The 9,687-nt window shown below is 67.2% G+C and carries 6 protein-coding genes; 4 read left to right on the plus strand and 2 right to left on the minus strand.

Annotated features, from left to right (window positions below; genetic code table 11):
* Positions 1-90 precede the first annotated feature (90 nt).
* On the minus strand, positions 91-291 hold the full coding sequence (locus tag ACWGH1_RS34850) for an SCO4225 family membrane protein (RefSeq protein WP_453353162.1): 201 nt from the start codon (positions 289-291) through the stop codon (positions 91-93).
* Between the two features lie 828 nt (positions 292-1,119).
* On the opposite strand from ACWGH1_RS34850, the gene ACWGH1_RS34855 reads away from it, so the two are divergent.
* The 4 genes from ACWGH1_RS34855 to ACWGH1_RS34870 all read left to right on the plus strand — a co-directional run bounded on the left by ACWGH1_RS34855 (position 1,120) and on the right by ACWGH1_RS34870 (position 9,143).
* Entirely contained in the window at positions 1,120-5,922 is a 4,803-nt protein-coding gene (locus ACWGH1_RS34855) for a ricin-type beta-trefoil lectin domain protein (protein ID WP_453353163.1), read from the plus strand.
* On the plus strand, positions 5,919-7,235 hold the full coding sequence (locus tag ACWGH1_RS34860; protein WP_453353161.1) for a hypothetical protein: 1,317 nt from the start codon (positions 5,919-5,921) through the stop codon (positions 7,233-7,235). Before ACWGH1_RS34855 ends, ACWGH1_RS34860 begins: the two co-directional genes overlap by 4 nt.
* Before the next feature lie 715 nt (positions 7,236-7,950).
* Complete coding sequence (locus tag ACWGH1_RS34865) at positions 7,951-8,496, plus strand: helix-turn-helix domain-containing protein (RefSeq protein ID WP_453353160.1); 546 nt, start codon at positions 7,951-7,953, stop codon at positions 8,494-8,496.
* Positions 8,493-9,143, plus strand: a complete 651-nt coding sequence (locus ACWGH1_RS34870; RefSeq protein WP_453353159.1) for a hypothetical protein — start codon at positions 8,493-8,495, stop codon at positions 9,141-9,143. Before ACWGH1_RS34865 ends, ACWGH1_RS34870 begins: the two co-directional genes overlap by 4 nt.
* A gap of 116 nt (positions 9,144-9,259) precedes the next feature.
* On the opposite strand, the gene ACWGH1_RS34875 is transcribed toward ACWGH1_RS34870, so the two are convergent.
* Positions 9,260-9,687: helicase associated domain-containing protein (locus ACWGH1_RS34875; protein WP_453409347.1), on the minus strand; the 428-nt coding region annotated here is incomplete at its 5' end.

Raw genomic sequence — 9,687 nt, forward strand, 5'->3', positions numbered from 1 at the left:
GCTACCTCGCCGGCCTCCACCTCCGCGCCGCAATGATCTGGATCGACGACCTGATGAAGACCGACCAATGATCACGACATCACACAAGCCCTAGGTGACCACGAGGAAGAGGTGGACGAACAGGATCCAGGGCATCGTCAGGATCACCGCGAGGATGCGCGGCAGCCGCCATTCCTCGCCCAGGCCGATGCCACCGGCCACCGCCCACAGCGCACACACCGCGAGTAGGGCCATGTACACGCGGGAGACGGGCTCTCGCCAGGCCAGTACTGCCGTTTCGAGGATCTTCATGGGTGACGTCCAGCAGTCAGGGTTCGGTGATTGCAGAGAAACGGGGGTGGTGCGCGGTTCGTGCGCACCACCCCGGTCGGGGTTCCGGGTTTCAGAACCCCCGGATTATTCCCGTGAAGCGGTTACCAGAGGTACCGGTTCAGGTTGGTGGCCAACCTACGCCAGGTGTCTGACGCACCCCACCTGTACATCCAGCCCGGGATCCAGTCCGCCGTCGAGCCGCCTTCGGTGTGGCTGTGGACGTTGAGGTAGACCTCGGGCGCAGCTAATCAGCGGCACGGGCCGGAACACGACACGTTCCTGGGCACAACGCGCCGAGCCTCTCCGGCTCGCAGTGGCGCGACACTGCCTCAAATTTGCCCTCCCCGCCAAGTTAACCGCCGGTAAGGTGAGCACTGCGTAGGCGGCGGCCCTGACCCGGTTCGCCGTAGCACGCGTTCAATGGCGGCCGGGGAGAACAGTGCCGCTACGGGGGATTTGATCACGCCGCGGCATCGGTTCTTTAAGACCGCCGCTTCGGTGCAACCTGCTGCTGTCTTGGGACAGCGGGCTGATTCGAACGCTTCCTGTGTGCTCCCCGCCTGCCTTCATTCGCCTTGAAGGAATGCTCTTTTGCGCGCAAAACCTGCCTTTTTCCCACCCGGATCGCGTAGATCCGCCCTTCTCAATCCGATCGTCACCTCCGTCGTCGCCTTGGCCGTTCTGGGCGGCTTGGCCTTCCAGCCCGGCGCGCTCGGGAACACCGGTCTCCGCGCCGGCGCTGCCGGCAGCTCTCGCGACTGGCTCGACGACACCGCCGCCGAGCAGTGGCGACAAGACCAGTGCCTGATGGCCGATGTGCTGCGCCTGGGCGGTCCATCCATGGCGCAGGTCGCTCAGGACGGCCTCAACCAGCCGCAGGACAAGCTCCATATGCTGGCCGACCGTAGCCACTGGGAGCAGACCCCGCTTGCCACCGCATATCAGAAGGACCGCGACGCGGCGAACAGCTCCATGACGGCCCTCAACTCCCTCCGCGACAGCTGGAAGATTCCGCTGGAGGGGCTGACGACGCCGGCGGGGATCAATGATGCCGACTTCCACCGGCCCCCTGGATCGCCGGGCGACGGCAAGCAGTCCTTTCACGCTCAGACCGGCCTGATCCAGTGGACCGCCGACCGGTTCTGGACCTCGGAGGGCGACTTCTACCAGGACTCCACGCCCAAGGCGTCGGGGCCTGTCGTCGGGGCGGTCAAGAATCTGGGTACTCCGCTCTATGGCGCGGATCCCGACCCCAAGACAACCCCGGCGGACCAGTGGCAGCGCGCGCTCATGGAGCACGAGGCGTTCCAGTACCTGACGTCCGGGTCGGTGGCGCAGCCCACGGGCGCTGACAACGCCCGCATGTTCCTCGCCTCCGGCGGATTTGCCCGTACGGCGCCCAAGGCGGGGACGGCGGAGTACCGCATCGCGGTCGAGGACCTGAAGTCCCGGTTCTCCACCTGTGCCTGGCGCGACCCACTGGACCCGAACAAGGTCCTCTCAGGTATCACCGACACGGCCGCCGGTGAGTGGCAGCAGGAGATCACCTCTCAGCAGGCGCAGCGGAATCAGATCCTGGCCGCCAACAAGGACGCCACCCAGTCCCTGACCACCGGTGCGAAGGCCCTGGGCGAGATGCTGGGGCACTCCTGGGTGGCCGATCACGCCGCCCGCTTCCAGGACTACTGGTCCCCCGGCGGCGCCGGAGCGGTCGGCGACAACACTGCCGTGATCGAGGTGCACGCCGCCAACGGCAAGTGCCTCGACGTCGAGAACAGCGGGGCCGTAGACGGCACGCCCGTACAGGTCTACTGGTGCAACGGCACGGGTGCGCAGCAGTGGTGGGTCTACGGCGATGACCACGGTCTGCACTTGCGCAACCGGAACTACAAGTGCCTGGACGTGTCGAACAATGACGCGACGAACGGCACCAAGATCCAGGTCTGGACGTGCAACAGCTCCCCGGCGCAGACCTGGGAGTACAACCTGCGCGCCACCACCAGCCTGAAGAACGTCGGTACGGGCAAGTGCCTGGACCTGCACAGCTACGACGACGGCAACGACTCGTGGCTGTGGGACTGCAACGGGACGGGCCCGCAGCAGTTCGACATCAAGTCGTCCGGCACCGGCACCGTTCCGGCGAAAGCCGAGTTCGACAAGGCGAAGAAGGCCGTCGCGGACGCCCAGACCGGGGCGAAGAAGCAGCTCGAGGTCCTCAAGGCGCAGGCCGCTGCGGCCAAGAAGGCCGCCACCACCAGTGACACCGCCGAGCAGGCCGCCTACGCCATCGCCGACTCGGCTGGTGCGCCACGCGGCCGTGGCCTGCTGGTCGGCCAGCAGAAGGCTCAGGTCACCAAGGGTGCGGTAGCCGCTCTGGACGCGATGGTGAAGGCCGGCGAGACCGCCGAGGCGGCCACCCGTGCCTCCGGCGCGGACAGCCAGACCATCGCGCAGCGCGCGCTGGCGCAGGCCGCGCAGGCAAAGGCGGAGTTCCGCCGGGAGGCAGCGCACACCGCCGAACTGCAGGCCAAGGCGGCTGCGGATGCGGCCAAGACGCACCGGGACAACGCCAAGAAGGACGCGGAGACCGCCAAGTCCAAGCTTGGCGACGCAGTGAAGGCGGAGGCCGACGCGAAGGCGGCGGCGGCCAACGCCCACGCCAAGCGGCTCGCCGCAGAGGCGGAAGAAGCCACGGCGAAGAAGGAGAAGGAGACCGCGGCCGCCAAACAGGCCGAGGCCGCCCAGCACAAGACGAACGCCGAAGCGCAGGCGACGAAGGCCAATGACGCCAAGGGCAAGGCCGAAGCCGCCGAAGCGACCGCGGTCGAGCGCAAGAACGGCGCCGTCAAGGCCCGGGACAACGCCAAGGCCAAACGGGACGACGCCTGGCAGGCGGAGCAGAAGGCCGACGCCGCACGCGCGAAGGCGGACGCCAAGGCCGCCTACGCCGCTTCCCTCGACGCGGGCACGGAGGCCACCGCCGCACGCGCGGCCGCCGACGAGGCGAACAAGCACGCGACCGACGCCGAAACGGCAGCCGGCACGGCCAGGAGCGAAGCCAACGCCGCCACCCAGGCCGCCGCGGACGCCGACGCGGCAGCCACCCGAGCCGAAGCGGCCGCCAAACGGTCCCGCTCCGACGCCGACGCCGCCCAGGCCGCGAAACTGACGGCGGACGCCGCGGTCAAAACCGCCACCAGCGCCGCCGCGGACGCGATCGCAGCATCCCAGCACGCCGCGTCCGAGGCGAGGGCGGCCGTCGCACTGGCCAACGAGGCGGACGGGCAGGCCAAGACCGCCACATCCCAGGCGGACAAGGCCAAACAGGAAGCCGCCAAGGCCAAGACCGCAGCCGCCAAAGCGGCGGGTTACGCCTACGTGACCGCCCAAGCCGCGGTGGACGCCGGCAAGGCCGCCGCGCAGGTCGCCAAGCCCGCCAACGACGCCATCCAGCTCGGATCGCCCTACGCCACCACGGACTCGGCCGCGAGCCTGGTCGTGCTGACCGGCCAGGCCTCGAAGACCATCGCCGAGCAGCAGAAAGCCATCGCCGACGCCCACGCCAAGAACGCACAGGAAGAGGCCGCGACCGCCAAGGCCCTGGCCGACCAGGCGCAGGACGACACCAAGGCCGCCTACCAACACGCAGCCACCGCCGCCGGGTACGCATCGGACGCCCGCACCTACGCCAAGGAAGCCCTCGGCTACTCCGCCGACGCCGCGAAGTCGGCATCACTGGCTGCCACATCATTGGCCCGCAGCGTCGAATACGCCAGCCAGGCCGCGGCGGACGCCGTAGCAGCCGATCAGGCGGCCGGGCGCTCCGAGGGCTACGCCAAGACAGCCCGCGACTCCGCCGACCAGGCTGCCCTCGACGCGACCGCCGCCCGGGCCGCAGCTGCCCGGGCCGAACAGGACGCCAAGACCGCCCGCGCCGCGGCCGACCGCGCCGCCACTGCCGCGACCGAAGCCGAAAAGGCGGCCCAGGACGCCGACAAGTACGCCAAGGAGGCACAGGAAGCAGCCGACCGGGCGGAGAAAGCTGCCAATGCGAAGCAGATCGATACCGGCACCGTGCCCGACGGATCCGGTGGGTCCATCGGCAAAATGTTCTACGTCATGGACCGCACCGAGCAGATCGGCAAGCCCGAGACCCTGAAGAAGACGGCCGGCTGCGAAGGTTGGATCGATGCCCTCTTCTACAAGGGCGACTGCACGATGACAATGAAGATCCGCTACAAGGCCTACCTCGACCTGTACCGGTGCACCGCGGACGTCCTGGACCCCTCGAAGGCCACATGTCCCTCGAACGAGACGGTGTATCTGGGCGAGTACACGACAGACGAGCTCACCCAGGAGTTCACGCACACCATCACGATCGGCGAGTACCAGGCCGGCGTCGACCCGGTGGACATCCTTTTCGGAAGCTGGATCAAGTGCGGCCAGAAGTTCGCTTCCGGATTCGAACGCGGAAGCTGGGGCGGCTGCGCCTGGGCGGCGGTGGACGTTGCGCTCCTGTTCTCGGGCAAGATCCTCAGGCCCATCGCCGACGGCATCACCGCTCTCGATGCCGCCATGCGTACCGGAATCGGCATCGCCGACGCCCTGCGGGGGCTGGAGGGACTGAGGATCAACCCGCAGGCTCTGGCAGCCATCGAGTACGAGGCCAATATGGCCGAAGCGGTTCTTACCTCCTGCAAGGTCAACAGCTTCCCGGCCGCAACACGTGTGCTCATGGCAGACGGGTCACATCGCCCGATCAACTCGCTTCGGGTGGGTGACGCGGTACTGGCCGGCGACCCGGCCACCGGGGCGGTCCGCTCCGAGCCGGTAACCGACACCTTCCAGCACGCGGCCGACGGCCTGGTCACCATCAGCCTTTCTGACGGCAGCAGCCTGGAGACCACACCCGGACACAAGATCTACGCCGAGAAGCGCGGATGGATTCTCACCTCGGAACTGCGTACGGGAGACCGGCTGCTCCGCCCCAACGGGGAGCTGATCACGGTGGCAGGCGTAGGTGGCGAGACCGACGCGGCATCCCAGCAGGTCTATGACCTCACGGTCAGCGGCCTGCACACCTTCTACGTCCGCGCTGAAGGATCACAAGCGTCGGACGTGCTCGTGCACAACTGCATCAACCTCGGCGACGAACTCCTGCCAAGTCTGAGGAAGTACAAGGACTCGGGCGAGATGCACGCACTCGCGGAGCACGTGACCCCGACTCCGACCGAAGCGTTCGCTCTGGCCAGGAGGAAGGGCGTGCCGAACTCGGTGTTCACCAGCCAGGAAATCGCCCAGCAGGCCATCGACCGCATCGTCGCGGACTACTTCACCACCGTGAAGAACGGCCAAAGGGTCCTGGACAAGGTCAAGTGGAAGAAGTTCGAACAGAAGGTCGCAGGAGCGAGGGAAGGCGAGGTGGTCCTGGACATCACAGGGACTTGGAATGCCTATCCGTCCCTGGGGAAGATGTACCACCCCGACGGCGTCACGGTGACCAACGCCGGTAACAGCGTCTCGCTGAAACTGATGAAGGTGTCGGGCCACAGCGGCCAAGGGCGCGGTGGATTCGCCATCATGACCGCCTTCCCGACGGGAACTCCATGACCCAGGAACGTCCGACGTACTACGAGCTCGGCTACGGAGAGGACTTCGGCCTGACCGCCTTGACCGAACGCCTGAGCCGTCGAGGCTCCGGCAATGGTCCGGCCGACGCCCTGGGGTGCGCGGAAGAGATCGCCGACGGGTCCCAGGGTGAGGAGGCCGTCGAACTGGGTGAGGACGCTCGCCGGCTGCTGGCTTCCGGGCTGCCGGAACGAATCCTCCGCACGGTGTGGCTGGCCTCCACCGGCAACGCCTTCGACCCGGCCGACCACGGTATGACCTGCCGTGGATGGCTGGAGCGGATCTCGCAGGTGTCCACAGCACGGCTCCGGCAGAACAAGCACTCCTACACTCCGCCACCGGTGCGGCCGGTGCGGGACGTGGGGCTGTGCCAGGCGGTCGTGGCGGAACTCCGTGCCACGGCCCCGGCCCTTGCCTGCGCGTCGGCGCCGCCGGACCTCGTCGACGCCCTGGAACGGGTGGCGACGGGTGCCGACGGCGACCTCGGCATGCGGCTGATCCTCCGCGCGCTCAAAGCCCACGCCGTGCCCGTCCCGTATGAGCAATACCGCCGCCTGTTGGCACTTGGCCGACAGTTCGGCTTCCCCGCAGGCACCGTCCACGACGGCCTGTACATCGTCTGGCCGCAGGTCAGCACCAACAGGCAGGGCGTCTCCGGGGATTTCGGACTCTCCCAACTCGCCAGACAGTTCACGGCGGGGTGGCACTACCGCACTCCCCGCGCCGCCATCGAGAACGCCGTGACATACGACGGGTACGAGCGGCCTCCGGGCTCCGAGGCGGCCATCTTGTGGGAGGACACGCGCCGGATGCTCGACTCCGGGTTGTCCGACGACACCATCACCGTGCTGTGGCTAGCGGCGACGAACCGGGGCTACAACATCGACGAGTGCGGCGTCGGCGGCCGGGAGTGGCTGGAGCAGGTCGTGGAAGTGTGCGAGGAGCACCTGACCGCGGTCGCTCCCGCTTACCTCCCGGTGGCCTCGGCCATTCACACCGATACCGGTGACGCGGTCCTCCGCGAAATCCGGGACATGGCACCCCTCGCCACGGGCAAGGCGATCAGCCCTGCATTCCGTTCCCTGGAGGGCACCGCGGTGATGGAAGCACTGGAACAGGTCGTCACCCAGGTCGACCCCGACCTCGGGTTCCGCCTGTTCCTGCGGATACTGGAAGTCCTGCAACTGCCGCTCACCGAGGAGCGGTACGCCCGGTTCGAGACCCTCAGCAGCCGTTTCCAGTACGGCGAGGACCATCTCCTCTTCTCGATCGACCACCTGGTGCAGCGCAGCTGACCCACCTGTCTGTACCCGTACGTCAATCAGAGCGCCCCTCCTACCGGAGGGGCGCTCGCCTTGTAGGGCTCGCCTTTGCCGTGTGGACAGCACCCGCGCTCTCCCGCCTCGTACTGCGAGCCGCTGTCTGCGCCCCGCGTAGTCCGCCAGCAGGCCCCAACCTTCTGAAAGAAGGGAGCGTTGGAGGGCCGCCCTGGCCTTCGTGTTGTAGGGCAAGCAACCTGCGCAGGCACGGCGTTGACCTGCCATTTCAGTGGGGCACAGGCAGTTGCGTCGCTTGCCGGGGAGCTGCACCCGGGCCTTTGAACCCCAGGACGCAAAGAGTCTGACCTGGGTAAACAGGATGTTCGGGGTGGGGTGCGGGGTTCAAGATTCATTTGGCAGCGAGGTGCCCGTTTGTCGGTGGGCGCCGAGACAGTAGTTGAAGTGAGTGGCCCGACCTTCAGCGCAAATGGACACCCATGCGCGCTGGCAGGACGGGCCTTCGTCGTGAGGGTCCCGTGAAACGACAGGACGTTGGGAGAGCAGAAGAGTGGGACCCGAATACCGTCGTAGCTGCAGGACCGCCGCTTTCGAAGGTGGCGCCGCATGAGCCTGGACATCGTCTTGACAGCCGTACCCGCTGCGGCCGCAGTGATCGGGGCCTTGCTCTCCCTCGGGCGCAAGGCACTGAAGGGTGCTGAGGCTCTGCTTCTGGGCCTGGTACCGGTCATCCATGCGCTGGGCAAGGTCCGCACCGCCTGGCAGCAGACTCGTCGATCCGGAGGTACGCCGCCTGCGCGCCGACGGCATGCCGATCAAACAGATCGCCAGGCAAAAGCAGCTGGCGCCCAATACGGTGCGCCGCTTGCTCCGTTCCGAGCGACCGCCGCAATACCAGCGTCCCCCACGTCCCTCCGTCGCTGCCCCGTTCGAGCCGTTGATCCTTCCATTGCTGCGGTGTGAACCTGCTCTGAGCGCGGCTGAGATAGCGCGACACATCGACTGGCCGGCTTCCGCCAGCCTGTTGCGCTCCCATGTGGCCCGACTACGGGCGACTTTGCCCCGAGCGAACTCTCGACTCGAACCTGAGCCCGCGTTCCGACCTGCTGCTGTGCTCGCGGACCCGGGTTGGGCGGAATGCGGGCTGTGGTGGCCAAAAACCGAGATGAAGGTTGGGCACGGTCAGGTCCGTCGCTGTCCCGTGCTGCTCATGGTCGCCGGTGCCTCAAGGCACCTGACGGCTCGCCTGCTGCCCAGCGCTCGCTTCCGTGACGTGTGATCGGACACCGCAACCAACTGCAGGAATGGGGCGCTGTACCCCACACGCTGCGCTGGGACACCGACGGCATTGAGAGCCCTTGGTACTTCTATCCAGTGGGGTGGGATACCTCCTGGGACACGTATGTGACACGCGCCGAACTGGACGACGTCACCATTCAGCACGTTGGCGTCCCACTGCCCGGCCTTGCTGCTGCACGCCGCCGTCTACGGCAGTCCTGGCGGATTGAACAGTCGATTGACTCCCCAGAGTCCTTCGCTGCGGACCTGGTGTCCTGGGTGGAGTCAGCCAACGAGACAACGGACATCCGGCCGGTGCTCTGGCATCAGGAACGGTCGGCAATGGTTACCCCTACGGACACCCCGGAGCTGCTCGGAATCCGCTCCCAAGGCTGGGCCGCCCCGTCCGATGACGGCTTTGTGGCCATTGCTGGCAACCACTACTTGGTGGGCGCTTGGGGAGCGCGACGCAAGCTCACCGTTGACATCACCGATACCACGGTGACGATCCGCAGCAGTGGCTATCACGCCGGGGGGTTCCATGTGCTGACCTACGTCCGCAGCTGGGCAGTCGACGTGTACCTCACGGTCCCACAGCAGCATGTCGTGACCCACTCCGGAGCCAGGAGCGAGGTGCACGGACCGTGATCGCTAATCCCTGCACCTTGTCCCCGGCCACGTGGCATGCCCACAGAATCCCCAGACGCAGCCGAGTTCAATTCGGGACACTGACCGGAAGGGACGCCAGCGGCGGCGCCCCGCTTCTACTGCGCCCAGTCGATGCCGAGTTCGGCGAGTGCTCGGAGTTGGTCGGGGTGGAGTCGGTCGCGCCGGGTCTTCTGGTTCATGATCCAGATTCCGGTGCGGTGTTTGGTGCCGTCGGGGAGTGTTTCGGTGTGTGTTCGGGGGACGGTAGTCGTGCCTTCCCGTGCGATGTACTGCGTGAGGGCCTCCAGGCCCTTTTGGAACGCCCTGCCGCCCGTGTCCGGCCTGGAGGTCGTGGCGGTCTTCGCGGGGGTCTTACGTGCCCGTGCGTTCTTCTGCGGCTTCATGCCCAGCTTGCCGAGCCTTCGCTGCTGCTCATTGCCGAGTTGGTTCCAGTCGCGTTGTTGGGTGGTGAGCCAGCGTCCGACGTCGTCGCCGTGCAGGGTGATCCCGGGTACGACGTCGTTGAGCCGGGCGCCGTCTGTGA

Source organism: Streptomyces sp. NPDC054883 (assembly GCF_053610645.1).

Bases quoted from the DNA above. Each gene is read 5' to 3' on its own strand.
- ACWGH1_RS34855 (WP_453353163.1), top strand. From the start codon at position 1,120: ATGGCCGATGTGCTGCGCCTGGGCGGTCCATCCATGGCGCAGGTCGCT.
- ACWGH1_RS34865 (WP_453353160.1), top strand. From the start codon at position 7,951: ATGCGCTGGGCAAGGTCCGCACCGCCTGGCAGCAGACTCGTCGATCCG.
- ACWGH1_RS34850 (WP_453353162.1), bottom strand. From the start codon at position 291: ATGAAGATCCTCGAAACGGCAGTACTGGCCTGGCGAGAGCCCGTCTCC.
- ACWGH1_RS34860 (WP_453353161.1), top strand. From the start codon at position 5,919: ATGACCCAGGAACGTCCGACGTACTACGAGCTCGGCTACGGAGAGGAC.